This window comes from Nocardioides marmorisolisilvae, assembly GCF_031656915.1.
Classification (GTDB): Bacteria; Actinomycetota; Actinomycetes; order Propionibacteriales; family Nocardioidaceae; genus Marmoricola; species Marmoricola terrisoli.
In genome coordinates this window covers 276,660-300,968 of the sequence record NZ_CP134227.1, presented here as the reverse complement: position 1 = coordinate 300,968, position 24,309 = coordinate 276,660, and the positions used below count along the sequence as shown (strand labels likewise).

Genomic DNA, 24,309 nt, shown 5'->3' with positions numbered 1-24,309 from the left:
ACCACTACTTGCCGCGCTTGGAGCGCGGCTGTCGGCTCGGCTGCACCCTCTTGGCGGAACCGGACTCGCGCAGCGGCGCCTTGCTCTCCGGTACGACGCGACCTGCGCCGGTCGCCTCGGGTCGGCGCGGGGGCGAGCTGGGCCGCACGCTCGGCTCGACCTCCTCGTCGTCGTAGTCGACGTCGGCAAGCTCGGTGGGCGTACCGGCCAGCGTCGCCCGGTCGATGCCCAGCTCCTCGGTGAACACCGGGACGTTGGCATAGCGATCGGCATCGCGGCGCTGCCGGGCCTGGGCCCGCCGGTCCTGCTCGGAGATCGACTTCTCGCGCTCCTTGAGCTGGACGACCAGCGGAGTGGCGATGAAGATCGACGAGTAGGCGCCGGCAGCCATGCCGACGAACAGCGACAGCGCGAGGTCCTTGAGGTCGCCCGATCCCAGCGCCACGATGCCGACGATGAGCAGCGCCGCCACCGGCAGCAGTGCCACGATCGAGGTGTTGATCGAGCGCACCAAGGTCTGGTTCACCGCGAGGTTGGCCTGCTGCGCGTAGGTACGGCGCAGCCGGTGCAGGTTGCGGGTGTTCTCGCGGACCTTGTCGAACACCACGACGGTGTCGTAGAGCGAGAAGCCGAGGATGGTGAGCAGGCCGGTGACCGTTGCCGGGGTGACCTGGAAACCGGACAACGAGTAGATGCCCACGGTGATCACGATGTCGTGGGCCAGCGCCACCACAGCGCCGACCGACATCTTCCATTCTCGGAAGTAGCCCCAGATGAAGAGCATCACGAGGATCAGGAAGACGATCAGGCCGGTCAGTGCCTTCTGGGCCACCTGGCTGCCCCAGCTCGCACCGACCACCTGCTCGCTGACGTTGTCCTTCGCGATGTGCATCGCGTTGGCGATCGCGGTGATCACCTTGTCGCTCTGGTCCTGCGACATCTGCTCGACCGTGATCAGGATGCCGTGCCGACCGTTGGTGATGCCGGTGGGCGTCGCTGCGGCCGGCACGCCGGTGTCCTTGACGACGCTGATCAGCTTGTCGACGTTCGCCTGGGTGACCTCGCTGCTCTGGGCGACGGTGACGTTGTACTCGGTGCCGCCCTTGAACTCGATCCCGAGGTTGAGTCCCTTGGTGGAGAGCCCGACGATCGCCGCGATGATGATCACTCCGGAGAGGGCGTACCAGAGCCAGCGGCGGCCGACGAAGTCGATGGACTTGTGCCCGTTGTACAGGTCGTTGCCGAGACGGGAGAACTTGCCCATTACAGCCTCCCTCCCACGACGCCCGGCTCGTGGTCGATGCCGAGCGTCTCCTTGGACAGTCCGGAGAACCGGCTGCCGGAGCTGAAGAACTTGCGAGCCGACAGCAGCGTCATCATCGGGTGGGTGAACCAGAAGAACACCGCGACGTCGATGACGGTGCTGATGCCCAGCGCGAATGCGAATCCACGAACCACGCCGATGGCGAAGATGTAGAGCACCAGCGCTGCCAGGAACGAGACGGTGTCTGCGGCCAGACAGGTGTTCCGGGCTCGTTTCCAGCCGGCCTGCACCGCGACCCGCATCGACTTGCCCGCCCGCATCTCGTCACGGATCCGTTCGAAGTACACGATGAACGAGTCCGCGGTGATCCCGACGGCCACGATCAGGCCCGCGATCCCGGGCAGGGTCAGCGCGAAGCCGGCAGTCTTGGCGAGCACCAGCACCACCGCATAGGTGATCAGGGCGGCGATGACCAGCGAGGCGATCACCACGGTGCCCAGCCCGCGGTAGTAGAGCAGGCAGTAGAACATCACGATCAGCAGGCCGATCGCGCCGGCCAGGAGACCGGCCGAGAGCTGGTCGCCGGCAAGCGACGGACCGATCGTCTGTGTCGAGACATCCTTCTTGAACTTCACCGGCAGCGCGCCGAACTTCAGCGAGTTCGCCAGCGACTGCGCGCTGGCCTCGGTGAACCCACCGCTGATCTGGGCGTTGCCGTTGGCGATCACGCCGTCGAAGCCCGGGTCGGAGAGCAGCTCACCGTCGAGGACGATCGCGAACCGGCCGCCGGCGTACGGCCCGGTGGCACCGCTCCACATGGCCCGCGACAGCTTCGCGAACGTGTCGCGGCCCGAGGACTTGAAGCTCAGCTGGACGATGTAGGAGCCCAGCGACTGCGGGTCCACGCCCGAGGATGCCGACTTCAGCTCCGGGCCGTTGATCGCGGCCACCGACAGCAGCGCCTTCGTGCCGTCGGACCGACAGGCCACCAGCGGACGACCGGGCTCGTCGACCGCATGGACCAGATCGGCGCGCTTGACCTTGTTCAGCTTCTTCTCCAGGGCCGCCTGGGTGGGCGGGTTCGTGACATCCATGGTGTTCGCGATGGGCGGCACCAAGGCCTGGTGCGACTTCGGGTCGCACTGGGAGACCGCGAAGATCAGCTGCCACGCGGTGCCCGGGTCCTTGCTCCAGGCGAGGTAGTCCGAGACCTTCGCGCCCGGGTCGGGCTTGGCCGAGGACGTGGGGGCCGTGGTGGTGGCAGCCGTCTTCTGCTGCTGCTTCTTCTTCTTGGGCTTGTGCTTGTCCTTCGGCGTCGTCGCCTTCACCTCGTACGCCGGCGCCGGGCGCGGCTTGGGCGTCGCGGTGACTCCCTGACTGTTCGTGGACGGGCTCGAGCTGCTCGTCGGCGACGAGGAGGGCGCGGCGCTGGGATTCGAGCTGGGATTCGCGCTGGGGGACGACGACGGGTTCGCGCTGGGCGACGCACCGGGGCTCGGCGTAGCGCTCGGCTTCTGCGGCAGGCCGGAGGCCTCACAGAAGCTGCCGGTCAGCTGGGTGCAGTAGGCCACGACGCGGAAGCGCATCTGTGCGGTGCGCTTCACCGAGTCGACGAGATCCTGGCGGCTCTTGCCGGGGATCTCCACCACGATGTTGGTGCTTCCCTGCGTCGACACCTGGGCCTCGGTGACACCGCTGCCGTTGACCCGTTGGTCGATGATGTCGGAGGCCTGCTTGAGCTTGGCCGCGGCCGGGCTGCCCTCCGCGATGAGTGTGATGCGGGTGCCGCCCTCGAGGTCGAGGCCCAGGCGCGGCTGCCAGGTCCCGCCGAGCGCGGCCAGTCCGTAGAGCACGCCCACGACGACGATGAAGATCATCAGGGTCCGCCCCGCACGGGGCGCCTGCTTGGCCACGCTCACTCGCTCTCTTCGTCGGCACCGGTTCGGTCGGCCGGTTCGTCGATCGGCTCATCGGCGGCCGGAGCAGGATCGGTCTCAGCACGCCGTACGACGACCTGGCGGGCGACCGTGATCACCGTGCCCGGCGCGATCTCCAGATCGACCTTCGTCTCGTCAACGGACCGGACGGTGCCGAAGATCCCCGCGGAGATGATCACCTCGTCTCCGACGACGATCTCTCTCTGGAGCTGGTGCATGGAGCGCTGCTGGTTGCGCGCGGGGCGCATCACGACCGCCCAGAAGATCAGGAGGGCGGCCACGAGGATGAGCAGCTGCACGGCGGCAGGCACGACGAAGACACTCCAGGCGTTGGGGACAGGTAGCGACGGACGACAAATGCCGCCGACGGAGAAGTGTAACTGCCGTCACGGCACGGAGCGGACTACTCCCCCACCTCGTCGTCGAAGAGCGCGACGTCCGCTCCGAAAGGGGCATCGGCGGGCACAGTGAGGCCGAGGTGCTGCCAGGCGGCGGCGGTGGCGACCCGGCCCCGCGGCGTCCGTGCCAGCAGACCCAGACGGACCAGGAACGGCTCGGCCACCTCCTCGACCGTCTCGCGTTCCTCCCCGACCGCGACGGCAAGCGTGGAGATCCCGACCGGGCCGCCACCGAATCGCCGGCACAGCGCATCGAGCACGCCGCGGTCGAGGCGGTCCAGCCCCGAGGCATCAACCTCGTAGAGGTCCAGACCGGCGCGGGCCACCTCGCGGGTGACCACGCCGTCGACCTTGACCTGCGCGTAGTCGCGGACCCGGCGCAGCAGCCGGTTGGCGATCCGCGGCGTGCCACGGGAGCGGGACGCGATCTCCCGGCTGCCCTCCGCCACGACGTCGACGTCCAGCAGGGTCGCCGACCGCCGGACGATGCGGTCGAGGTCAGTGGGCTCGTAGAACTCCAGATGGGCGGTGAAGCCGAACCGGTCGCGAAGCGGGCTTGGAAGCAGTCCGGCTCGAGTGGTCGCCCCGACGAGGGTGAATGGCGGGATCTCCAGCGGGATCGCGGTGGCGCCGGGCCCCTTCCCGATGATGACGTCGACCCGGAAGTCCTCCATCGCCATGTAGAGCATCTCCTCCGCCGGCCGGGACATCCGATGGATCTCGTCGACGAAGAGGACGTCGCCCTCGTTGAGCCCGGACAGGATGGCCGCGAGATCGCCGGCATGCGTGATCGCCGGTCCGCTGGTCAGGCGCAGCGGGGCCCCCATCTCGGCAGCGATGATCATCGCCAAGGTGGTCTTGCCGAGTCCGGGTGGCCCGGACAGCAGCACGTGGTCGGGGGCGCGGCCGCGGGCACGGGCAGCCTGCAGCACGAGGGAGAGCTGCTCGCAGACCCGGTCCTGGCCGATGACCTCGGCGAGCGTGCGTGGGCGCAGAGCGGCCTCCACCGCCCGGTCGTCGCCGTCCGCGTCCGCGTCGGTCAGGGTGCGGCCGGCGACGTACGCGAGCTCGGCCTCCTCCAGGGCTGCCTGCTGACGCTGGTCGCCGGTCATGTCGCCGGTCATGTCGCCGGTCGTGTCGCCGCTCATGTCACGCCTTGCTCAGGGCGCGGAGCGCGGCGCGGAGCAGCTGGCCGACGTCGGGGGTGTCGGTCGCCTCGGCCTCCGGGGTGATCACGGCGATCGCTCTGTCGGCCTCCTTCGCCGACCAGCCGAGGCCGACCAGGCCGGACTGGACCTGTGCCTGCCAGTCCGCGCCGCTGGGTCGTGGCGAAGGTGTCGTCGCAGATCCGGGCGGGCCGATCCGGTCCTTGAGCTCCAGGATGATGCGCTGGGCGCCCTTCTGGCCGATGCCCGGGACGGTGGTGAGGGTCTTGACGTCGTCGGCGGCGACCGCACGACGCAGGGTCTCGGGACGGTGGCAGGCCAACATCGCCTGGGCGAGCTTGGGCCCGACACCACTCGCGGTCTGGACGAGCTCGAACATCGCCCGCTCGTCCTCGTCTGCGAACCCGTAGAGGGTCAAGGACTCCTCGCGGACCACCAGGGCGGTGGGCAGCGTCGCCTCGCTGCCCGACCTCAGCCGGGCGAGCGTGTCGGGCGTGCACTGCACCTCGAGCCCCACCCCGCCCACTTCGACGACGGCCGAGGTGAGACCGACCGAGTCGACCCGGCCGCGCACGAAGGCGATCATCAGCGACCCCCCTGACCGGCCAGCGCGGCGGCGATCCGCTCCTGAGCGCCTCCCCGCCACAGGTGGCAGATGGCCAGGGCGAGCGCGTCAGCGGCGTCGGCGGGCTTGGGTACGGCGTCGAGCATCAACAGCCGGGTGACCATGGCGCCGACCTGCGCCTTGTCGGCGCGACCGCTTCCGGTGACCGCGGCCTTCACCTCGCTGGGGGTGTGGCTGGCCACCGGGAGACCGCGACGCGCCGCGGCGACCAGGGCGATGCCGCTGGCCTGGGCGGTGCCCATCACGGTGCGGACGTTGTGCTGGCTGAAGACCCGCTCGACCGCCACCGCGTCGGGTCGTACGGCGTCGAGCCACTCCTCGATCCCCTGCTCGATCTGCACGAGTCGCTGCGCCAATGGCAGGTCAGGGGACGTGCGGACCACGCCCACGTCGATGAGACGCAGCGGCTTGCCGACCGCACCCTCCACAGCACCCAGGCCACAGCGGGTCAGGCCCGGGTCGATGCCGAGCACACGCATGGATCTCCTCAGGTCGTCCGAACAGGTGTTCGGACACCAACGTAACCGGCGTCGCCGAAGGAGCCGTCGAGCGACACGCCGCCGGTCCGGCTCAGGCCTCGAGGGCCTCCATCACGTCGTCGGGGACATCGAAGTTGGCGAACACGTTCTGCACGTCGTCGAGGTCCTCGAGCGCGTCGACGAGCCTCAGCACGGCCCCGGCCGACTTCTCGTCCTCCAGCGCGACCTGCATCGACGGGACGAAGGATGCATCTGCGGAGTCGTAGTCGAGTCCGGCGGCCTGCAGCGCCGTACGCACGGTGACGAGGTCGGTGGCCTCGCTGATCACCTCGAAGGAGTCACCGAGGTCGTTGACCTCCTCGGCGCCGGCGTCCAGCGCCGCCTCGAGGACGTCGTCCTCGGTCACGGTCTTGGCCTCCTGATCGACAGGGACGATCACGACGCCCTTGCGGTTGAAGAGATAGGAGACCGAGCCCGGGTCGGCGAGCGAGCCGCCGTTGCGGGTCATCGCGGTGCGGACCTCCATCGCAGCCCGGTTGCGGTTGTCGGTCAGGCACTCGATGAGCATGGCCACGCCGTTGGGCCCGTAGCCCTCGTACATGATCGTCGCGTAGTCGGCGCCGCCGGCCTCCGCACCGGATCCTCGCTTGACCGCGCGGTCGATGTTGTCGTTCGGGACGCTGGACTTCTTGGCCTTCTGGATCGCGTCGTACAGCGTCGGGTTGCCCGCCGGGTCGCCCCCGCCCATCCGGGCCGCGACCTCGATGTTCTTGATCAGCTTGGCGAACATCTTGCCGCGCTTGGCGTCGATGACGGCCTTCTTGTGCTTGGTCGTCGCCCACTTGGAGTGGCCAGACATCAGGCGGTTCCTTCCCTACGACTTCTCGGCGACGCTAGGTCGCGATCTGCTTCACGAGGTCCAGGAAGGTGCGGTGGATGCGGTCGTCCTCGCTCACCTCTGGATGGAAGGACGTCGCCATCAGCGCACCTTGGCGGACCGCGACGATCCTACCCACGGCCTCGCCGCCCGGTGCCCGGGCGAGCACGTCGACGGCGGCGCCGATCTGCTCGACCCACGGTGCCCGGATGAAGACGGCGTGCACGGGCTCGGTCAGACCCTGGAAGTCAAGCTCGCCCTCGAAGCTGTCGACCTGGCGACCGAAGGCGTTGCGACGCACGGTGATGTCGAGCCCGCTGAGGGTCTCCTGGTCCGCGGTTCCGTCGACGACCCGGTCGGCGAGCATGATCATCCCGGCGCAGGTGCCGAAGGTGGGCATCCCCTGGCCGATCCGCTTCTGCAGCGGCTCGAACAGCTCGAAGGTGCGGGCCAGCTTGGCCATCGTGGTGGACTCGCCACCGGGGATGATCAGCCCGTCGCACTGCTCCAGCTCCGCAGCCCGCCGTACGGCGATCGCGCGGGCGCCCAGCCGGGTCAACGCTGCGAGGTGCTCGCGTACGTCTCCCTGGAGCGCGAAGACGCCGATCGTGGGGGTGGACATGGCTCAATTCTAGGTGCGCCGTCGTTCTGCCGCGCTGAGGTGCCAGCGGGTGGCACCCGAGCGCGGCGGAACGTGGTCAGGCCGGCTCGGGTTCGGCTTCGGTGTCATCACGTGGGAGGCCGACCACGAGGGAGTAGGCCCCGGGCAGGAAGCAGATCCCCACGAGGCCGAGCCACCACCAGGTCGGGATCGCGGGCTTGAGCCCCACGCGGAGCTTGTGGTCGCTGTCTGCGTTGGTGACGTGGACCGTGCCGAGCTGGCCGTCATTCATCACCACACTCGCCCCCCCAGCGGCCTCGAGCCGGATCGGCAGCAGGCCGGTGCCGACGTACGTCGCCGTGGCGCCGCCACGCTGGTCGGGAGCGAAGGACAGCTGCTGGGCGTTGGTGAACGGGCGGTAGATCGAGAAGGCGATGCTGAGCACGAGGGAGCCGAGAACCAGGGTCGCCGGCAGCTTCCAGCGCTCGCCGAGCAGGGACCGGATCCCGGCGACGGCCAGGCCGCCGATGAGGAGCACCGGAGCCATCGCCACGAGCCAGCCCATCCCCCACCAGGTCATCCGCACCTCGCCGACGACGTCACTCGCCGTCAGCCGCCACGGATCGGGTGCCGGGATCACGCCCTTGGTGGTGAGGGTGCCATCGGCGTTGATCTTGTGGACGCGGTGACTGTAGGTCGTCTGTCCTGCGCCCGGGGGGTGGAAGGTGATGAAGTCGCCGGGCCGAAGCGAGCCGAAGTCGACCGGCTTGACCCAAAGCAGCGAGCCGACCGGCGCCACTGTCCCCATGGACGGCGTCTCGACGCGCTCCCAGCGGCCCCCGTCGAGGCGCCAGGCGAGGCAGAAGGCGATGAAGGCGATGACGCAGGCAAGGAGCACCCACGACGCGACTCGCCCCCAGCGGCTGCGGTGCGGCTCACGGTGAGTGTTGACGTGGCTCATGCGATGAACACGTCCGCCGGGTCGCCGGACCAGACCAGGGTCTGTGCCCAGCCTGGGCTGGAACCAGCGTGGTAGCTGAAGGTGATCGGCACGTAGAGGCGCAGGCCCGCGATGTCGGAGGAGTAGCCCGTGCCCTTCGAGGTAGCGATCGTCAGACCCTGCGTCTGTCCCGTCGCGGGGGCAGCCAAGATCCGCGCCGAACCATCCGCGAACGTGGACAAGGGCATGTTCGAGATGCTGGTGTCCGCCGGGTTGGTGAAGGTCAGGCTGATATTGACCTTCGCGCACGGCGTCGCAATCGCGCTCGGCAGCGAACCGGCATAGGTCGTCACGCCGTCGTCGTTCAACGGCCACAACTCCGTCGCACCGGAGTACGGCGCCGGCGGCGGGCTGGTGGGCGAGCTGGTGCCGTTGTACACCATGAAGTTGCTCAGTGAACCGGTGAAGGTGGGCCCGAGGTACCAGTAGCCGGCGGGCGTGGCCAGCGGACTGCCGAGCAGTCCTCCGTTCGTGCTGCTCCCATCCGCCCCGCCATCCACATAGATGGTCACCTTGGTTGTTGTGGAGACCCCGAGCAAGATGATGCTGACGCTCTGGGAGGTGAGGGACACATAGGCGTAGTGCCACGCGCCGTCGTTCCACGTGTGGGTAGTCGTAGCCGTGGCAGCGCCGGCTGCACTGAACTGCAACTTCCCGGCCGCCAGGCTCAGCGTTCGGTCGAAGGTGACTCCGCCGCTGGCGGGAGAGTTCGTCGGGACGCTCCCCAGGCCGAAGAGGCGCCCAGTCGACCCCGTGGTGCTGAACCACACCCCATATCCGTAGGAGTAGGTCTTTCCCAGGCTGACGCCGCCAGGCGAACCACCGAGGGTCTCACTCGTGACCCCCGCCGCATAGCCGCCAGAGCCGAACGTGATTGCGCCATTCCCGCTCCCCGGTCCCCCCTCGGGGGCGAACTCGGCGCTGAAACGCGGCAGCATCGGGTCGCCGGACTGGTTGGAGTTCGCCAGCCGAACCGGAGCGCAGGACGCACCCGACACCGTCTGGGTTGCCCCGACCGTGCTGTTGTTGATGATCGCGTCGGCCACGGAGGCAGGCGGTGTGGACTGCGGTGCCAGACTCGGTGAACAGTCCACCGAGGTGACGCGAACGGCGCCGACACAACTCTCAGTGGCGTAGTTGTGAGTGAATTCCAGCGCGCCCGTCACCGTCGAACTCCCCGCCGGCAGCTCGGAGCCACTTGGCGATGGTGGCGCATTCTCGATCGATGCAGTGGTCCAGCTCGAAAGCGTGCCCGTGCTGCCCATCACCAGGACCCCGAGCACGACCACCGCGGCGACAAAGGCGTGCCGCAGTGGTGAGGTAGGTCGTCGGTGGCGGGACACTTACGCCCCGTTGAGGGTCCAGGTCAGCGGCTGGGTCACCGTGATCCCTTGATCCGTGACGCCGGCCGTGCTTGCCAGGGCGACCTTGAAGCGGCAGGTCCACGACGAACCCGCGTTGAGGTCTCCGCTCGCGGCGACGTGGCTCTTATTCGTCGATGGCGGAGCAGCCGCCGGATAGGCCAGGTCGCTCCATGCAGTGCCGGAGTTGTAGGAAGAACCGGGCGAGCAGCTCACCGCGACGGTCAGGTCACCGATGCTGCACAGGTTCGCTGCAGCGGGTGTGCCCGATCCGGCCGTGGGCGTCTGCGCGCAGGATCCCGGCGAGAGCTGGAAGCTCGACGCATTGGCACCGCCGATGTTCTTGAAGGTGACGTCGGCAGTCTGGGTCGATCCGGGAACCAGTGGGATGGCCGTCCCGCCGTACTTGTTGATCGTGGTGCAGCTGGAGCTGTTGACCGTGGCTTGGGCGCCATCGGCCGACGTGCAGGTCGCGCTGCCGTCGGTCTCCGACAGCACCACGGCAGTTGCGGTCGCCACCGTGTTGTTGGTGTTGCCGATGATCGCAGTCGTCCAGGTGGACAGGGTGCCGCTGACGCCAAGGGTCAGCACCAGCGCTGCCGCACCGCACGCTGCCCACAGCGGCGTGGTCGGCTTGACCCGACGTCGTGCCGCCCGGTGGGCCCTTCCCGAGACCCGGCTCATGACGCTCCCTCCAACTTGGTCGTGTTATGGGGGCGGGGCGGCTCCGGATGCTCACGCGTCTGGAGCCACCCCGTCAGAACGTCATGCCGCGGCCAGGGTCCAGGTCAGGGCCTGCGAGGCCAGCTGGTTCGAAAACCCTGCGGGGGTGTCCGCCGGAAGCGCGACGGTGAAGGTGCACGCACTCGACTTGCCCGGAGCCAGGCTCAACGAGCCGAAGCCCGAACCGTTGAAATTCGACAGAGTGACCGGGGTCGTGGCAGCCAAGGTCGCATCACCCGTGCAGGCAACCGAGACCGTGATCTGGGTGCAGAGGTCGTAGTTGCCCGTGGTGTCTCCGCCAGCGGCGTCGTTGACAACGTGCCCGCAGGACCCTGCGGCAAGGGTTAGATTGCCTGTGCCGGTGCCGTCGTTCGTGAGCGTCACCGCCGAGTCCCGGGTATCCCCGGGCGACAATGCGGTGATGTTGTCCGTAGCCGCCGTACCGAGTTCTGACGTTCCGCCGGTGACGCCGCCATACTTGTTCAGCTGCGAACAGGTCACGGTGTTGGTTCCGTCGGCGACGGACGCGGTATCGCACTGCGTCGTCACCGCAGTGCCGTCGGACTGGGTCCCCGTCTCGACCAACGCCACCGCCTTGGCCGAAGCGACGGAGTTGTGATCGTTGTTGATGATCGCGCTGGTCCAGCTGGACAGCGTGCCGTTCACGCCCAGCACGAGGATCGCCGCGCCGAGCGCGCCCCCGGCCCACAGCAGTGGGGCCTTGCGCCGCCGCTTCCCGGCAGCCTTCGTCGTCTTTTCCATGTCCTTTGCTCCTCACAAGCATCGGTCTCATGACCGTGCGCGAGCCCTCCACGCGCAGCCCTCCAATGTCATGGTGACGCGGGTACGCGCGGAACATGACAGCGCGAACGCTGAAATGACCCGTTCGGACTACCGGAAGGGGCCGAACGGCCCCATACTGGTCTAGTCCACAGGCGTCAGGGCGCGGGCGATGAGGTCCTCGAGGGGCACGTCCGGATCCAGCTCCAACCCCCGCGCGCGGGCGTGGCCGTCGATGGCGAACCAGATCGACTGGGCGAGCAGCGCCGCCAGGGCACGGGGGGCGGGGTCGCGGTCTCGGCGCCAGAGCCACCGTCGTACCGCTCCGAAGACCAGTCCGACCAACCCGAAGACGAGCGGGTCCAGGGCGGCACGGTCGTCGTCGGAGAGCTCGAGCCCGAAGACGGCCGCCGCCATCGTGATGACCTCGCCGATCTGGTCAGCGATCTCCTTGACCACGACCTCGAGCGAGGATGCCTCCCCCTGGCCACCGAGCTCTCGCTCGGAGAGCCGGTGCAGCGCCGGATGGTCTGCCGCCCAGTCAACATAGGCGCCGACGATGCGCAGGATGATCTCTTCCGCCGTCCCGCTCAACGTGACCTGCGGGACAAGTCGGTCGCGCAGCCCTGCAAGGACGTGCGCCTGGACAGCCCGATCGAGGTCGGCACGGTCGGCGAAGTGCCGGTAGATCACGGACCGCCCGATGCCCGCCTCGTCGGCGATCTGGCGCACGTGCACCTCGGCCCCGACAGGCTCTCGCTCGATCACCACCACGGCGGCATCGAGGATCTGACGCCGGCGCTCGAGGTTGTGCTCCTCCCAGCGCGACTGGCGACCGTCAGGTCGGCCACTGTCACGCTGCTCGCTCACGCGCAGCACTCTAACCGCGCACGAGCGGCATTCCGTCGAAGCGACGCCGTCGGGGAGCCTCTGGAGGCCGGGCCGCAGCGAGCAAGGAGTCGACCTCCACGATCTTGGCCCGAGGCCGCCCCGCCATCGCGCCTGCCTCCCGCTCGGTGCGGTCGATGGCCCGCCAGCCAGCCAGGTCGACGAGGTGTGGCTGCGCGGCACGGAGTACGGCGTCGAACGACTCCACGGTGCCCCCCGGCTCGTCGAGAATCCCAGCCCGCAGGTCCTCGAGAAGCGCATCGACGGTCTCCTCGGCGCACCACTTGTTGGTGCCGATGAATCCCGTCGGGCCGCGCTTGATCCATCCGGCGACGTACACCCCCGGTTCCACGCGACCCCGGAGGTGGGGCACCGTCCCTGTCACCTCGTCGAAGGGTAGGTCGGGCACGGGCACACCGCGATACCCGACCGAGCGCAGCACCATCGTCGCCGGCAGCACCTCGCGCTGCCCCGTCGGGAAGGCACGAGGTACGCCGTCGACCACGCGCAGCTCGGTCCGCTCGACCTCCACCCCCGACACGCAGGTCTCGCCCAGCACCCGCACGGGTGCGGTCCGGAAACGCAGCACGATCCGCCGACGCCCCGGCCGCGGCGCACGCTCTGCCAGCTCGGCGAGCAACGTCGTCCGCGGCCCGTCGGCCACGATCGGCTCCCCGCCGTTGTCGATGACCACGTCGACGTCGGGCAGTCCGGCAAGCCCGATCAGCTCGGGCACGGTGAAGGCCGCCTCGGCAGGACCCCGCCGACCGAGGACTACGACCTCGCGCACCCTGCTCCCGCGCAGCGTGGCCAGCGGCAGGTCGGCGACGTCGGTGTCCGCCAGGGAGTGCGGGTCGGCGGTCAGGATCCGCGCGACGTCGAGGGCCACGTTGCCATTGCCCACGACGACGACCCGTTCGCCGCCGAGGTCGACGTAGGCGTCCTGATGGTCGGGATGCCCGTTGTACCAACCGACCACCGCCGTCGCGGACTGGCTTCCGGGCAGATCCTCGCCCGGGATGCCCAGCAGCCGGTCGCTCGCCGCCCCGCTGGCGAAGATCACGCCGTGGTAGTGCCGACGCAGCTCATCGAGGCGCACGTGTCGACCGACCTCGACGTTGAGGAAGTAGCGAAAGCCGTCCTCCGCCTCCACCTTGGCGAACAGGTCCGTGACCTGCTTGGTGCGCAGGTGGTCCGGCGCCACGCCCGCGCGCACCAGACCGTACGGCGTGGGCAGTCGGTCGAACACGTCGACGCGGACACCCGGGTGGCGCAGCAGCTCGTCCGCGGCGTACATCCCGGCAGGACCGGCGCCCACCACCGCCACCCGGACCTCGGCGGCCTCGGGCACCCGCTCGCGCCGCTGCACGACGGCGAGGGGCGTGCGGTCGGCGTGCGGCTCGGCGACGAAGTAGTCGGAGTTGAGCGCCAGGAACGGCAGCTCCTCCTCGGTCAACTTGGTGTGCGGCTTGATGGCGCCGACCGGACACGCGGTCGTGCACGCACCGCAGTCGACGCATGACCGTGGGTCGACGTAGACCATCTCCGAGGACCCGAAGCCGGGCTCACCGGGCGCGGGATGGATGCAGTTGACCGGGCAGGCCAGCACGCAGGAGGCGTCCGCACAGCACGACTGGGTGACGACGTAGGGCACGACGGAGCCCGCCTCAGGCCGCAGCGGGCTCGCTGCGGTAGCGCGCCGGACGCCCGTCGATCCGCAGCAGCCGCCACACCCGGCGCGAGACCGGGTTCATCAGGTCGAGCTCCTCGGCGAGCATCCGCACGTCGGAGAACAGCTCACGGAGCAGCCGGTGCCCGTCGGGGCTGTCCCAGAACACCTCGTCGAGGACGTCCTTCGGGACGCCGACGTCGCGGGTCATCTCCTTGCCCGGCACCATGATCACGTCACACAGCACCCGCATCACCACCGGGAACACCACCGATAGCGCGGCACGCTGGAGCCGGCCCTGGCGGGGCACCCGACGCTTGAGGTACTCGTGGGCGAAGGAGATGTGGCGGGCCTCCTCGGCGACGTGGATCTGCATGATCCGCTGCAGCAGCGGATGCATCTCGTCCCCGGCGCGCAGGATCGCCTTCTGCACGTGGTCGATCGGCTCCTCGCCGGCGAGCACGCCGATGAAGAACACCGACGGCAGGTAGCGGGCGGCGAGCGGCAGGAACGTCGCCAGCGCACGGAAGTACGCCGGCCCGCCGGGTACGTCGGCCCCGGTGCGGTTGACGAACTCCTGGAACATCTGGGTGTGGTGGGTCTCCTCGGTGGCCTCATGGGTGCAGTAGCGGAACTCGGCCGACCCGTTGGGCAGCGTCATCACGTGCTCCATCAGCCCGCGGATCAGCACGTTCTCGAACTGCAGCCCGACCTTCGCGACGTTGGCCTGACGCCAGAGTCCGACCTCGATCTGTCGCTCGAGCGGGAGGGCCCGGTACCAAGGGTGCCGGCCGAGCGCGTCGGTCTCCGGCAGCACCCAGCGCGGGTCGCTGGCGTCGACGACGAAGCCGGCGGCATCCCAGTCGATGTCGGTCCACGGGTCGAAGTGCTGGTGGACCGAGCCCTCCGACAGCGTGCGGAGCTTCTCGTCGTACGTGAGCTTGTCGGCGGTGAGTCGTTCGGTCTCGATCGCGGTCATCTCGCACCCCTCGGGTGAGTCGTCTGCCTGAAGTCACCAAAGTTAGTGCGACTCGCAGTCACATGTAAATAGGTAACCGCGACGCCGCGTCACACCAACCGTGCGGCTGTGACCCGACTCACTCGCCGGGACGGCGTTGCCACCGCGCGGTCACCTCGATCCGCCCCTCGTCGAAGCGCGCCGGCAGCCCCTGGACCGCGAACACCTCCAGGACCTCGTCCAGCAGGGCGTCGCCGGGCGCCGCGTTGGCGGTGGTCGGGTGCCAGAGGTTGACCTCGAGCATCGCCTCGTCGATCGCGTGCCAGACGTCCGGCGGGGTGAACCAGACGATCCCCCGGCACTCCGGAGCGTGCTCCAGCGCCGCCTTCGCCGACCAGTGGTCGGGGCAGCCCTGCAGGACCATGAGGCCGCGCGCCTGGACCTGCGTCAGGGCACGCTGCAACAGGTCGAAGTCGGTGCGATCCGGCCAGGCCGAGGCGTCGGACGCCCAGTCAGCCTCGGCCTCTGCGATCCAGGCGCGCGCGGTCTCGTCGGCGGGCAGGTCGGGGTGGTCCTCGGCGATCGCGGCGCGGACCTCGTCGTACTGCTGCTGCGCAGACATCAGTCCCGACCGCACCAGGTCGCGCACCCACCCACGGGTGTGCGCGAGGTCAGTCACGGAGCTGGGTCACCAGCCGCGCTCGGCGAGGCGGTGCGGGGCCGGGATCTCGTCGACGTTGATGCCGACCATCGCCTCGCCCAGCCCGCGGGACACCTTGGCGACCACGTCGGGGTCGTCGTGGAAGGTGGTCGCCTTGACGATCGCCTCGGCACGCTGTGCGGGATTGCCGGACTTGAAGATGCCCGAGCCGACGAAGACACCCTCGGCCCCCAGTTGCATCATCATCGCCGCATCCGCCGGCGTCGCGATCCCGCCCGCGGTGAACAGCACCACGGGCAGCTTCCCGGCCGCAGCGACCTCCTTGACCAGGTCGTACGGCGCCGCCAGCTCCTTGGCCGCCACGAACAGCTCGTCCTCGCTGAGCACCGTCAGCCGACGGATCTCCCGGCGGATCGTGCGCATGTGGGTGACCGCGTTGGACACGTCACCGGTGCCCGCCTCGCCCTTGGAGCGGATCATCGCGGCGCCCTCGGAGATCCGCCGCAGGGCCTCACCAAGGTTGGTGGCCCCGCACACGAACGGCACCGTGAACGCCCACTTGTCGATGTGGTTGACATAGTCGGCCGGAGTCAGCACCTCGGACTCGTCGATGTAGTCCACGCCCAGGCTCTGCAGCACCTGGGCCTCGGCGAAGTGCCCGATCCGGGCCTTGGCCATCACCGGGATCGAGACCGCCTCGATGATCGAGTCGATCATGTCCGGGTCGCTCATCCGGGACACGCCACCCTGCGCCCGAATGTCCGCGGGCACCCGCTCCAGCGCCATCACCGCGACCGCACCGGCGTCCTCGGCGATCTTCGCCTGCTCGGAGGTGACCACGTCCATGATCACACCGCCCTTGAGCATCTCGGCCATGCCGCGCTTGACGCGCGAGGTGCCGGTTCCGGGGGTGGAGGTGGGGGTCTGTTCCTGGGTCTGTGCCATATCCCCGATTCTACGGTGTGCGGCCGGATCGTTCAGCCGGGGGAACCGTCGCGGGACGTCGACGGAGCGGCGCCGTCATCGGGGACCTGCGCGACGAGCGCCAGGGCCTGCTGGTGCACGACCACGACCCGCTGGAACACGGTGATCGTGCTGGCGATGGCGAGTACCCCGAGGGTGACCGGGATGGCGTAGAGCGCGTCCCTGCCCACCCCGGCGCGGTTGACGATGTCGGCCAGACCGGTGATGACCAGGATCGACACCAGCCGGTCGGCCCGCTCGGCGATCCCGACCTTGGCCTGCATCCCCAGCGACTCGGCCCGAGCCCGGGCATAGGAGGTGACCGAGCCCATGCTCAGGCAGTAGATCGCCAGCGCCGCGAACCAATGGTTGTCGCCGGGACCGACGTAGTACATCGCCAGGCCACCGAAGATCGCGGCGTCCCCGATCCGATCCAGGGTCGAGTCCCAGAAGGCCCCGAACGGCGAGACCTGGCCGGTCGTCCGCGCCATGTAGCCGTCGATGATGTCGCTGAAGACGAAGGCAGTGATGACCAGGACACCCCAGATCAGGCCACCGCGGGGGAAGAAGATCAGCGCACCGGCGACCACGCCGACGGTGCCGACGAAGGTGACCGTGTTGGGGCTGATCCCCGCCCTGATGAACAGGTGCGCGACGGGGGCCCAGAAGCGGGTCCAGAACTGGCGGAATCTCTCAAGCATGGCGGGAGCAGGCTACCGGTCCGCGAGGGCGGCACAGACCTCGTCCACCGCCGTGGGCGCGCCGGCCACGGACCACACCACCCCGCCGGCCTCGGTACGGCGGGCCGCGCCGCCGGCCCCGCGGATGATCGCGGCTCCGGGGAGCCAGTCCCACGCGGCCACCGAGTGCTGGCAGCGCACGTGTGCCTGGCCCTGGGCCACCGCCATCGAGTCGAGCGTGCCCGAGCCGAGCATCCGCAGGGTCGCCGCCCGGCCGACCATCCGGCCGAACACCTCACCCACGGGACCGCCGTACAGCGGTGGGTGGAGGTAGGTGGTCAGGCAGGCGTCGGCCAGGGCGACATCGGTCATCGGGTGCAGCAGCTCACCGTTGCGGGTCGAGGGGAGCCCCGGCCCGCCGACGTAGAGCGCGTCCTCGTGCGGGTGGTAGACCGCCCCGAGCAGGACGTCGTCGTCGGCCACGAGAGCCACCGCGGAGCACCACCAGGTGAGTCCCTGGACGAAGTTGTAGGTGCCGTCCACCGGGTCGATGACCCAGGTGCGCCCGGAGGTGCTCGTCCGCGATGCGCCCTCCTCGCCGATCACCCCGTCGTCGGGTCGCCACGCCGCGAGGTGGTCGGTGACCAACCGCTCCGCGGCACGGTCGGCCGCGGTGACCAGGTCGGAGACCGAGGTCTTCTCCTCGGCGACCAGGTCCGGCCCCCGCAGCTCGTTGGCAAGAGCCCCGGCCTCCCGGACGAGGTCGGCGGCCAGGGCTGCGTCTGCAGTCAGGTCGGTCATGCCCTCACCATGCCCCCGATCGGGGCTCACCACGCGTCGGCGAGCAGCCTGCGCGTGTCGTGCAGCAGCTCGGGCAGTGTCTTGGTGTGCCCGATGATCGGCATGAAGTTCTGGTCGCCGCCCCAGCGGGGCACCACGTGCTGGTGCAGGTGCGCGGCGATGCCCGCTCCTGCGACCGACCCCTGGTTCATGCCGATGTTGAACCCCTGGGCGTGGCTGACCGACCGCAGCACGCTCATCGCGCGCTTGGTCAGAGCGGCGAGCTCACCGGTCTCGGTGTCGTCGAGCTCGGTGTAGTCGGAGACGTGCCGGAACGGGCACACCATCAGGTGGCCGGCGGCGTACGGGTAGAGGTTCAGGACCACGAAGCTGGCCCGGCCCCGGTGCACGACCAGCGTGCGCTCGTCGTCATCGACCGATCCGATCCGGCAGAACGGGCACTCCCCCACGCTCTCGTCGGTGGGCTTGTTCTCACCGCGGATGTAGGCCATCCGGTACGGCGTCCACAGCCGCTCGAGCTCGTCTGCCTCCCCGACTCCGTCCTGGCGGATCTCCTCGTCCACGTGCTCGTGGCCCACGTGCTCAGACCTGCTCGCGCGAGGCCACGGCGGAGGCGACGCGATCGATCGCCTCATCGACCGGGACACCGTTGTCCTGCCGGCCGTCGCGGTATCGGAAGCTCACTGCGCCCGCCGCGACGTCGTCATCGCCGGCGATCATCATGAACGGCACCTTCTGCAGCTGCGCGTTGCGGATCTTCTTCTGCATCCGGTCGTCGGAGTCGTCGACCTCGGCGCGCAGCCCCCTCGCCTTCAGCCTGCGTGCGACGTCGTAGAGGTAGTCGACGTGCCGCTCGGCGATCGGGATCCCCTCCACCTGCACCGGCGCGAGCCAAGGCGGGAACGCGCCGGCGTAGTGCTCGGTGAGCACGCCGATGAACCGCTCGATCGAGCCGAACTTGGCGGAGTGAATCATCACCGGCTGCTGGTGGGACCCGTCCGCGGCGGTGTAGGTGAGCCCGAAGCCGGTCGGCTGGCCGAAGTCGTACTGGATCGTCGACAGCTGCCAGGTCCGGCCGATCGCATCGCGCGCCTGCACGGAGATCTTCGGACCGTAGAACGCCGCGCCCCCCGGGTCCGGCACCAGATCGAGCCCGGTCTCGTCGCCGACCTGCTCCAGCACCCGGGTCGCGGTCTCCCACTGCTCGTCGGTGCCGATGAACTTGTCCTTGCGCCTGTCGTCGCGGGTGGACAGCTCGAGGTAGAACTCGTCGAGCCCGAAGTCCTTGAGCAGGCCGAGCACGAAGGACAGCAGGTGCTTGACCTCGTCGGGCGCCTGCTCGGGGGTGACGTAGGAGTGTGAGTCGTCCTGGGTCATCCCACGCACCCGGGTCAGCCCGTGCACCACCCCGGACTTCTCGTAGCGGTAGACGCCACCGAACTCGAACAGCCGTAAGGGCAGCTCACGATAGGAGCGCTGCCGGGACTGGTAGATCAGGTTGTGCATCGGGCAGTTCATCGCCTTGAGGAAGTACCGCGCGTTCTCCAGCTCCATCGGCGGGAACATGGTCTCCTCGTAGTACGGCAGGTGCCCGGAGGTGTGGAACAGCCCCTCCTTGGTGATGTGCGGCGTGCCGACGTACTCGAAGCCCTCCTCGATGTGCCGACGCCGGACGTAGTCCTCCATCTCCCGCTTGATCACGCCGCCCTTGGGGTGGAAGACGGCGAGCCCGGAGCCGATCTCGTCCGGGAAGCTGAACAGGTCCAGCTCACGGCCGAGCTTGCGGTGGTCGCGCTTCTCGGCCTCCTCGAGCCGGTGCAGGTGCTCGGCCAGCGCCTCCTTGGACTCCCACGCGGTGCCGTAGATGCGCTGCAGCTGCTTGTTCTTCTCGTTGCCCCGCCAGTACGCCGCTGCGGTGCGCATCAGCTTGAAGGCGGGGATCCGCTTGGTGGTGGGCAGGTGCGGCCCGCGGCAGAGGTCCTTCCAGGCCAGGTCACCGTTGCGATCGAGGTTGTCGTAGATCGTCAATTCGCCGGCGCCGACCTCCGCAGACGCGCCCTCCGCGATCTCATCGACCCCGGCGCCTGAGGCTGCCGATGGACCCTTGAGGCCGATCAGCTCCAGCTTGTAGGGCTCGTCGGAGAGCTCGGCGCGAGCGTCGTCGTCGGACACCACCCGACGGGAGAACCGTTGGTTGGCCTTGATGATCTTGCGCATCAGGGACTCGATCTTGTCGAGGTCGTCCGGCACGAAGGGGGTCTCAACGTCGAAGTCGTAGTAGAAGCCGTTCTCGATCGGCGGACCGATGCCGAGCCTGGCGTCCGGATAGAGCTGCTGCACGGCCTGGGCCATCACGTGCGCAGTGGAGTGCCGCAGGATCGCGCGCCCGTCCGGGCTGTCGATCACGACGCCCTCGACCTCGTCGTCGGCGAACAGCTCGTGGGCGAGGTCTCTCAGCTCACCGTTGACCCGGGCGGCGACGACGTCGGGGTCGTCGCGGAAGAGCTCCCACGCCTTCGTGCCCGCCGTCACCGTGCGCTCGGCGTCGCCGGCGGGGGTGATGACCTTGATGGGTACGTCGGACACGACGGGACTCCTCGGATGGGCGGGTCGGACGGGGACCCGCCGATCGTATCGGCGCTGGCGGGGAGGGTGCCCGTGGGTTTCTCCGCCCGCGGTTCCGTCGTGCCGATGCCTGCTCCGCCGGCCTCGGTCGTGACGGGGTCGACGGTCGACTCGAGCTCGGGTAGCCGGCCGGCGGCGGCGTCCTCCCCCGCCGTACGCCGGGCGGCCGCGATCAGCGGCGGCATGCCCAACGCCGCGGCGACCGCGATCCCTGCGATCACCAGGAAGCCGAACGGGCTCCAGGTGACCGCCAGCCAGGTGCACAGCGCCGGACCGGCCATGGTCTGGAACTGGGTGCCGAGCCGCCACGCGCCCTGGTACTCGGCGCGTCGAGCGGGGTCGGTGAGCTCGGACAGCATCCCCCACGACGACGCGGAGCTATAGAGCTCGGCGGCGGTGACCGCCACGTAGGCACACCACAGCACCGCGACGGTGGGCCAGCCGTGCGTCCAGTGGGTGGCCATGGCCAGGCCGCAGGCGGCAGTCACCGCGAGGGCCGCCACCCGTGCCGCGCGGAGCGCCCCGGCCAGCGTCTCCGAGCCTCGAGCGGTCGGGACCTGCAGCAGCACGGCGAGGACGGTGTTGGTGCCGTAGAGCCACGCCAGCGCCGCGCGGGGCGCGTCGGTGGCCTCCACCAGCCACAGCGGCAGCACCACCACGAGGAGCACCTGGTTGACGCTGAGCTGGCCGTTGAGCATCGAGAGGCCGACGAACGCCCTGTTGCGCATCACGGAGTGCCCATCCGCGTGCCCATCCACTCGTGCCGGAACCACGACTTCGGGCTCCGGCATGAGCCGGTCGGGCCGCGGCAGCCGACGGATCAGTGCCGCCGTGCAGACCAGCACGGCCCCGGTGACGAGGGGCAACAGCTCGATCACGTCCCGGTCGCCGAGCCCCAGCGCGAGGCCGCTGATCAGGGCGCCACCGGTGAAGCCGATGTTGAGGAAGCTCCGCACGAACGCGAGGACGCGGACTCGTTCGCCGCGCGGGATGGCAGCCAGGCTGTAGCCGCCCCGCCCCGCGGAGCCGGCCGCCACGGCGACGGCCAACGCGACCACCATGGCGACGAAGGGCCCGAAGCCGCGGACCCACGGGTAGGCGAGGTAGAGCAGGCCCTCGACCAGGCAGCCCGCCGCCCAGACCCCCCGGACGCCGTGCCGGTCCGCCAGCCGGCCCGCAGGCACCGACACCACGAACGCCGCAACACCGGCGATCGACAGGCCGAGGCCGACCTTGGCAGGCGAGAGGCCCACGACCTGGGTGAAGAACACCGCGTTGCCGGCCAGGAACACTCCGGAACCGATGGCATAGAGACCCGACAACAGCGAGAGGCGGCGCGCCAGACCTGGCGGTGGAAGTGCCCGGCGCCAGCCCCTCATGGTGTCTCCTCGAACAGCGAAGCCCGACCGCTGGGGCCGGGCTCGTGCTCCAGATGCGGACGGAAACGGTCGGATCTGGGCGGGATCCGGTGGGCGATACTGGGTTCGAACCAGTGACCTCTTCGGTGTGAACGAAGCGCGCTACCACTGCGCCAATCGCCCCTGCGATGCGACGCACACGTTAGCGCAACCGACCCGCGGATCTCACATTGGGGACCACACCGGCGACCCGTTCCTGTCCCCGGCACGGCTCGGGTTCGCCGATTCTGCTGCGGCGGCCCGCAACCTGCGGGCAGACTTCCGGAGGAATCTCGGAAGATTCGCTGTGGAGGGGAACGATGTCCGAGCGGGTTGACGCCAAGCGTGAGCAGGGCAGCGTCGTGCAGGCCGTGACGCTGCGCCTGGTGCACAAGCCCGGCTCTGCCGCCGTCGAGGCCGACCTCGTGTATTGCACGGAGGACCCCTACGCCGTCAGCGTCGTGTTCAAGGAGCCCGGCAACGAGGTGACGTGGACCTTCAGCCGCGACCTGATCGCCACCGGGATCCACTCCCCCAGTGGTATCGGCGACGTGCTGCTGTGGCCCTGCCTCGACGACGGGGGCAACGCGGTGGTGATGCTGGAGCTGGTCTCGCCGGACGGGTCTGCGCTCCTCGAGGGTCAGAGCAGCGACATCAGCACGTTCGTGCAGCGTGCCCTGGCGCTGGTGCCACTCGGTGAGGAATCGGCCCTGTTGGATGTCGACGCCGCCGTCGCGTCCCTGCTGACCTGACTGACCAGACTCGGTCGGGAGGGAGAGCCCGGTCGGTTCAGGGGTCGAGGTCGGTCGTCTGCCGCTGAGCCCACGATTCCTGGACCGCCCGGGTGATCGGGCCCACCTCGAGCTCGCGCGCATCGCAGCGTGTCACCGGCTGGACGTCGCGGGTGGTCGAGGTCAGGAAGATCTCGCTGGCCCGCTCCAGCACGTCGAGCGGTCCGTCGACCTCGCGGCCGCCGTACCACTCCAGGACGAGCGCGCGGGTGACACCGGCGAGACAGCCTGACGCGAGCGTCGGCGTGCGCAGCTCGCCGTCGAGCACGTAGAAGACATTGGTCCCGGTGCCCTCGCACAGATGGCCGGCGGTGTTGCCGAAGATCGCCTCACTCGCACCTGCCTGGTGGGCACGCGCCAGGGCGACCACGTTCTCGGCGTACGACGTGGTCTTGAGCCCGGCGAGCGCTCCGTGCTCGTTGCGGGGCCATGGGACCGTCACCACACGCGTCGCCGGCTCCCAAGGCTCCGCAGTGCCGGTGGCCACCACCAGCGTCGCGCCGGAGTCGCCACGACCCGACCCCATCGGGGCGGGGCCGCCGGTCCAGGTGATCCGGATCCGGCCTAGTGGCAGGTCCTGACCCGCGATGGTGGCCTCCACCGCCCCCCTGACCCGATCGTGGTCCGGCTCGGGCAGGCCGAGGCCGGCCGCCGAGCGAGTCAGCCGCTCGAGGTGTCTGGTGAGCGCGAAGGGCTCGCCGTCGACCACCTTGATCGCCTCGAACACCCCGTCGCCCACGGTGAGTCCGTGGTCAGCGGCCGTGACCGCGGGCTCGTCGGCATGCTCCAGCAACCTGTCGTTGACCCATACCCGCACGCAGCGAGTCTAGGTGGCGGCAGCCGCGGCGGCCCCGACGACAACCCGCCGGTCGAGCCGTTTTGAGAATCCGACGAGGGGTCCGCTATGGTTCATCTCGCGCTTCCGGGAGACCGGGAGTGACAAGCGGACGTAGCTCAGTTGGTAGAGCGCAACCTTGCCAAGGTTGAGGTCGCGAGTTCGAGCCTCGTCGTCCGCTCGGAGAGGTCGGCCGATTGTTCTGGGCCTATTCTTGGCCTCCGCGGTGGGTTGGCCGAGAGGCGAGGCAACGGACTGCAAATCCGTGTACACGGGTTCAAATCCCGTACCCACCTCGACCACAACTGAACAGCAACACCCGAGGGCGATTGGCGCAGCGGTAGCGCGCTTCCTTGACACGGAAGAGGTCACTGGTTCAAACCCAGTATCGCCCACCAGAAACACGCAGGTCAGAGGCCCCTTCGGGGGTCTCTTTCCGTTTCAGGGAACATACGGGGAACAAGGAACCGGCACATTTGGCCGGTTCTGGCAGCCCTCATCGCCAGTTCCCCACCGGCCGGGCATCGATGAACCGCTCGATCGAGTCGACCTTGATCCGCAGCGTCTTGCGCCCGAGCCGTACGGCTTCGAGTTGGCCGTCAGCGATGTAGCGGCGGACCGTTCTCGTCGAGACAGCGAGCGCGTCAGCCGCGTCGCCAATTGAGACGAGTCGTCGGGTAAGGGTGGCAACCATCGTGACCTCCGGGCTTGGTGGCACCCCCGCTGGGCGCCCTCACTCCCCAAGGCCCTGGCTCGGCGGCGAGTGGCCAAACGTGATCATTAGCCGCCGTCTGGCCGAGGTCCGTGATCGTGGATCCGTCCGCCTTCGC

At 69.3% G+C, this 24,309-nt stretch carries 25 protein-coding genes and 4 tRNA genes; 4 read left to right on the top strand and 25 right to left on the bottom strand.

Annotated elements, in window-relative coordinates; all coding sequences use genetic code 11:
- Positions 1 to 4: 4 nt before the first annotated feature.
- From secF to Q9R13_RS01320, 23 genes are all read right to left on the bottom strand, one after another.
- On the bottom strand, positions 5 to 1,264 hold the full coding sequence (secF, locus tag Q9R13_RS01430; protein ID WP_310963256.1) for a protein translocase subunit SecF: 1,260 nt from the start codon (positions 1,262 to 1,264) through the stop codon (positions 5 to 7).
- Complete coding sequence (gene secD, locus Q9R13_RS01425; RefSeq protein WP_310963255.1) at positions 1,264 to 3,183, bottom strand: protein translocase subunit SecD; 1,920 nt, start codon at positions 3,181 to 3,183, stop codon at positions 1,264 to 1,266. The genes secF and secD overlap by 1 nt, the downstream gene beginning before the upstream one ends.
- Positions 3,180 to 3,512, bottom strand: coding sequence for a preprotein translocase subunit YajC (gene yajC / locus Q9R13_RS01420; protein WP_310963254.1), 333 nt, complete (start codon positions 3,510 to 3,512; stop codon positions 3,180 to 3,182). The genes secD and yajC overlap by 4 nt, the downstream gene beginning before the upstream one ends.
- 92 nt (positions 3,513 to 3,604) lie before the next feature.
- Entirely contained in the window at positions 3,605 to 4,711 is a 1,107-nt protein-coding gene (gene ruvB / locus Q9R13_RS01415) for a Holliday junction branch migration DNA helicase RuvB (RefSeq protein WP_310965006.1), read from the bottom strand.
- Between the two features lie 37 nt (positions 4,712 to 4,748).
- Positions 4,749 to 5,351 carry a Holliday junction branch migration protein RuvA gene (ruvA, locus tag Q9R13_RS01410; protein WP_310963253.1) on the bottom strand — a complete coding sequence of 201 codons (603 nt, stop codon included), beginning with the start codon at positions 5,349 to 5,351 and terminating at the stop codon, positions 4,749 to 4,751.
- On the bottom strand, positions 5,351 to 5,869 hold the full coding sequence (gene ruvC / locus Q9R13_RS01405) for a crossover junction endodeoxyribonuclease RuvC (RefSeq protein WP_310963252.1): 519 nt from the start codon (positions 5,867 to 5,869) through the stop codon (positions 5,351 to 5,353). Before ruvC ends, ruvA begins: the two co-directional genes overlap by 1 nt.
- Before the next feature lie 91 nt (positions 5,870 to 5,960).
- Positions 5,961 to 6,728, bottom strand: a complete 768-nt coding sequence (locus tag Q9R13_RS01400) for a YebC/PmpR family DNA-binding transcriptional regulator (RefSeq protein WP_310963251.1) — start codon at positions 6,726 to 6,728, stop codon at positions 5,961 to 5,963.
- A gap of 34 nt (positions 6,729 to 6,762) precedes the next feature.
- Positions 6,763 to 7,368, bottom strand: a complete 606-nt coding sequence (pdxT, locus tag Q9R13_RS01395; RefSeq protein WP_310963250.1) for a pyridoxal 5'-phosphate synthase glutaminase subunit PdxT — start codon at positions 7,366 to 7,368, stop codon at positions 6,763 to 6,765.
- Positions 7,369 to 7,444: 76 nt separating this feature from the next.
- Positions 7,445 to 8,308: a S24/S26 family peptidase gene (locus Q9R13_RS01390; protein ID WP_310963249.1), complete on the bottom strand. Its 864-nt coding sequence runs from the start codon at positions 8,306 to 8,308 to the stop codon at positions 7,445 to 7,447.
- The gene (locus tag Q9R13_RS01385) at positions 8,305 to 9,393 is read right to left on the bottom strand and encodes a hypothetical protein (RefSeq protein WP_310963248.1); all 1,089 of its coding nucleotides are present in this window, start codon (positions 9,391 to 9,393) and stop codon (positions 8,305 to 8,307) included. The genes Q9R13_RS01390 and Q9R13_RS01385 overlap by 4 nt, the downstream gene beginning before the upstream one ends.
- 297 nt (positions 9,394 to 9,690) lie before the next feature.
- Positions 9,691 to 10,392: a hypothetical protein gene (locus Q9R13_RS01380; protein ID WP_310963247.1), complete on the bottom strand. Its 702-nt coding sequence runs from the start codon at positions 10,390 to 10,392 to the stop codon at positions 9,691 to 9,693.
- 81 nt (positions 10,393 to 10,473) lie between these two features.
- Entirely contained in the window at positions 10,474 to 11,193 is a 720-nt protein-coding gene (locus Q9R13_RS01375; protein ID WP_310963246.1) for a COG1361 family protein, read from the bottom strand.
- Positions 11,194 to 11,355: 162 nt separating this feature from the next.
- Positions 11,356 to 12,081 carry a TetR/AcrR family transcriptional regulator gene (locus Q9R13_RS01370; RefSeq protein WP_310963245.1) on the bottom strand — a complete coding sequence of 242 codons (726 nt, stop codon included), beginning with the start codon at positions 12,079 to 12,081 and terminating at the stop codon, positions 11,356 to 11,358.
- Positions 12,082 to 12,091: 10 nt separating this feature from the next.
- Complete coding sequence (locus tag Q9R13_RS01365) at positions 12,092 to 13,753, bottom strand: FAD-dependent oxidoreductase (RefSeq protein WP_310963244.1); 1,662 nt, start codon at positions 13,751 to 13,753, stop codon at positions 12,092 to 12,094.
- Between the two features lie 13 nt (positions 13,754 to 13,766).
- Positions 13,767 to 14,747: an AurF N-oxygenase family protein gene (locus Q9R13_RS01360; protein WP_310963242.1), complete on the bottom strand. Its 981-nt coding sequence runs from the start codon at positions 14,745 to 14,747 to the stop codon at positions 13,767 to 13,769.
- A gap of 118 nt (positions 14,748 to 14,865) precedes the next feature.
- On the bottom strand, positions 14,866 to 15,405 hold the full coding sequence (locus Q9R13_RS01355) for a DUF6891 domain-containing protein (RefSeq protein WP_310963241.1): 540 nt from the start codon (positions 15,403 to 15,405) through the stop codon (positions 14,866 to 14,868).
- 9 nt (positions 15,406 to 15,414) lie between these two features.
- A complete protein-coding gene (gene pdxS / locus Q9R13_RS01350) occupies positions 15,415 to 16,332 on the bottom strand; it encodes a pyridoxal 5'-phosphate synthase lyase subunit PdxS (RefSeq protein ID WP_310963240.1) in 918 nt (305 codons plus the stop codon).
- A gap of 32 nt (positions 16,333 to 16,364) precedes the next feature.
- Positions 16,365 to 17,051 (bottom strand): phosphatidylinositol phosphate synthase, encoded by a 687-nt coding sequence (pgsA, locus tag Q9R13_RS01345; RefSeq protein ID WP_310963239.1) that lies wholly within the window; start codon positions 17,049 to 17,051, stop codon positions 16,365 to 16,367.
- A 12-nt stretch (positions 17,052 to 17,063) separates the two neighbouring features.
- Positions 17,064 to 17,831, bottom strand: a complete 768-nt coding sequence (locus Q9R13_RS01340) for an inositol monophosphatase family protein (RefSeq protein WP_310963238.1) — start codon at positions 17,829 to 17,831, stop codon at positions 17,064 to 17,066.
- Positions 17,832 to 17,857: 26 nt separating this feature from the next.
- The gene (locus Q9R13_RS01335) at positions 17,858 to 18,409 is read right to left on the bottom strand and encodes an HIT family protein (RefSeq protein WP_310963237.1); all 552 of its coding nucleotides are present in this window, start codon (positions 18,407 to 18,409) and stop codon (positions 17,858 to 17,860) included.
- A gap of 4 nt (positions 18,410 to 18,413) precedes the next feature.
- Positions 18,414 to 20,417 carry a threonine--tRNA ligase gene (gene thrS, locus Q9R13_RS01330; RefSeq protein ID WP_310963236.1) on the bottom strand — a complete coding sequence of 668 codons (2,004 nt, stop codon included), beginning with the start codon at positions 20,415 to 20,417 and terminating at the stop codon, positions 18,414 to 18,416.
- Entirely contained in the window at positions 20,360 to 21,835 is a 1,476-nt protein-coding gene (locus tag Q9R13_RS01325; RefSeq protein ID WP_310963235.1) for an MFS transporter, read from the bottom strand. The genes thrS and Q9R13_RS01325 overlap by 58 nt, the downstream gene beginning before the upstream one ends.
- A gap of 90 nt (positions 21,836 to 21,925) precedes the next feature.
- Positions 21,926 to 21,997, bottom strand: a tRNA-Val gene (locus Q9R13_RS01320).
- A 176-nt stretch (positions 21,998 to 22,173) separates the two neighbouring features.
- On the opposite strand from Q9R13_RS01320, the gene Q9R13_RS01315 reads away from it, so the two are divergent.
- Entirely contained in the window at positions 22,174 to 22,605 is a 432-nt protein-coding gene (locus Q9R13_RS01315) for an SsgA family sporulation/cell division regulator (protein ID WP_310963234.1), read from the top strand.
- 37 nt (positions 22,606 to 22,642) lie between these two features.
- Here Q9R13_RS01315 and Q9R13_RS01310 read toward each other — a convergent pair whose 3' ends face one another.
- Positions 22,643 to 23,461 carry an aminotransferase class IV gene (locus Q9R13_RS01310; protein WP_310963233.1) on the bottom strand — a complete coding sequence of 273 codons (819 nt, stop codon included), beginning with the start codon at positions 23,459 to 23,461 and terminating at the stop codon, positions 22,643 to 22,645.
- A 126-nt stretch (positions 23,462 to 23,587) separates the two neighbouring features.
- Between Q9R13_RS01310 and Q9R13_RS01305 the strand changes: the two genes are divergently transcribed.
- The 3 genes from Q9R13_RS01305 (at position 23,588) to Q9R13_RS01295 (ending at position 23,877) form a co-directional block, all read left to right on the top strand.
- A tRNA-Gly gene (locus tag Q9R13_RS01305) sits at positions 23,588 to 23,660 on the top strand.
- A gap of 44 nt (positions 23,661 to 23,704) precedes the next feature.
- Positions 23,705 to 23,775, top strand: a tRNA-Cys gene (locus Q9R13_RS01300).
- Between the two features lie 27 nt (positions 23,776 to 23,802).
- Positions 23,803 to 23,877 (top strand) — tRNA-Val (locus Q9R13_RS01295).
- 98 nt (positions 23,878 to 23,975) lie between these two features.
- On the opposite strand, the gene Q9R13_RS01290 is transcribed toward Q9R13_RS01295, so the two are convergent.
- Complete coding sequence (locus Q9R13_RS01290) at positions 23,976 to 24,173, bottom strand: helix-turn-helix domain-containing protein (RefSeq protein WP_310963232.1); 198 nt, start codon at positions 24,171 to 24,173, stop codon at positions 23,976 to 23,978.
- Positions 24,174 to 24,309: the final 136 nt, after the last annotated feature.

Coding starts and splice junctions, on each gene's coding strand:
- secF (WP_310963256.1), bottom strand. CDS start 1,264: ATGGGCAAGTTCTCCCGTCTCGGCAACGACCTGTACAACGGGCACAAG.
- pdxT (WP_310963250.1), bottom strand. CDS start 7,368: ATGTCCACCCCCACGATCGGCGTCTTCGCGCTCCAGGGAGACGTACGC.
- pgsA (WP_310963239.1), bottom strand. CDS start 17,051: ATGCTTGAGAGATTCCGCCAGTTCTGGACCCGCTTCTGGGCCCCCGTC.
- Q9R13_RS01290 (WP_310963232.1), bottom strand. CDS start 24,173: ATGGTTGCCACCCTTACCCGACGACTCGTCTCAATTGGCGACGCGGCT.
- ruvA (WP_310963253.1), bottom strand. CDS start 5,351: ATGATCGCCTTCGTGCGCGGCCGGGTCGACTCGGTCGGTCTCACCTCG.
- Q9R13_RS01380 (WP_310963247.1), bottom strand. CDS start 10,392: ATGAGCCGGGTCTCGGGAAGGGCCCACCGGGCGGCACGACGTCGGGTC.
- Q9R13_RS01315 (WP_310963234.1), top strand. CDS start 22,174: ATGTCCGAGCGGGTTGACGCCAAGCGTGAGCAGGGCAGCGTCGTGCAG.
- Q9R13_RS01390 (WP_310963249.1), bottom strand. CDS start 8,308: ATGAGCCACGTCAACACTCACCGTGAGCCGCACCGCAGCCGCTGGGGG.
- Q9R13_RS01325 (WP_310963235.1), bottom strand. CDS start 21,835: ATGAGGGGCTGGCGCCGGGCACTTCCACCGCCAGGTCTGGCGCGCCGC.
- Q9R13_RS01340 (WP_310963238.1), bottom strand. CDS start 17,831: ATGACCGACCTGACTGCAGACGCAGCCCTGGCCGCCGACCTCGTCCGG.
- Q9R13_RS01375 (WP_310963246.1), bottom strand. CDS start 11,193: ATGGAAAAGACGACGAAGGCTGCCGGGAAGCGGCGGCGCAAGGCCCCA.
- pdxS (WP_310963240.1), bottom strand. CDS start 16,332: ATGGCACAGACCCAGGAACAGACCCCCACCTCCACCCCCGGAACCGGC.
- Q9R13_RS01400 (WP_310963251.1), bottom strand. CDS start 6,728: ATGTCTGGCCACTCCAAGTGGGCGACGACCAAGCACAAGAAGGCCGTC.
- ruvC (WP_310963252.1), bottom strand. CDS start 5,869: ATGCGTGTGCTCGGCATCGACCCGGGCCTGACCCGCTGTGGCCTGGGT.
- ruvB (WP_310965006.1), bottom strand. CDS start 4,711: ATGACCGGCGACCAGCGTCAGCAGGCAGCCCTGGAGGAGGCCGAGCTC.
- Q9R13_RS01360 (WP_310963242.1), bottom strand. CDS start 14,747: ATGACCGCGATCGAGACCGAACGACTCACCGCCGACAAGCTCACGTAC.